This is a genomic window from Streptomyces sp. AC627_RSS907, from assembly GCF_019049165.1.
The window spans coordinates 1-656 of the sequence record NZ_JAGMUE010001286.1 but is presented as its reverse complement, the minus strand read 5'-3'; the positions used below and the strand labels follow the sequence as shown (position 1 = coordinate 656).

Below are 656 nucleotides of genomic sequence, written 5' to 3'. Positions count from 1 at the left end.
CCCGGTAGAGGGCGAACCGGCTGCACCCGGCCGCCGTGGCCAGCCGCTGCGCCGACACGGGGGCGAGCGGCGCCTCGTCCAGCGCGGCGCGGGCCCGGCGGGCGGCCCGGCGCTGCCCGCCGCCCGCGAGGGTGCGCACGCGCGGCGCGCGGGTCGCCCCTCGCCCGGCCATCGCGAGGACGGCCGAGGTCAGCGTCTCGTCCCGGGCCAGCGCGTCGGCCGGGCCCAGCAGGGCGACGTGCAGCCTGGTCAGGGCGCGGGCCAGCCCCGGGTCGGTCAGCACGGGGTGGGCGAACAGCGGCATGGCGGGCGACCGGCCGCCGGTGGTGTCGGCGGCGTCGGCGAGGACGCCGCCGACCACCGAGGGGCCGAGGTGCACGATGCGGTAGTGGTAGCCCAACTCGACGGCCGCGCGCCCGTCGTGCACCTCGTCGGGGTTGAACGCCATCACCATCCCGGCGGCACTGGTGTGGTCCGCGCCCCGACAGCGGAAGCGCTGGGCGCCCTCGTCGGTGATGCCGAAGGAGTACGTGTCGTGGCTGTGCGGCGCGTACACGTGGTCGTGGAAGTGCGCGTGCATGGCCTCCACCGGCCGCGTCGCGTCCCGCCAGTACCGCGCCCGGTTCCCGCCGCCCGCCACCCCACCCGTGGACCTG

Annotated in this window: 1 protein-coding gene; it reads right to left on the bottom strand. The window is 78.4% G+C overall.

Going from position 1 to position 656, the window contains the following annotated elements; genetic code table 11:
* On the bottom strand, positions 1 to 580 hold a 580-nt coding region (locus KUM32_RS41515; RefSeq protein WP_217146806.1), incomplete at its 3' end, for an AraC family ligand binding domain-containing protein.
* Between the last annotated feature and the right edge of the window lie 76 nt (positions 581 to 656).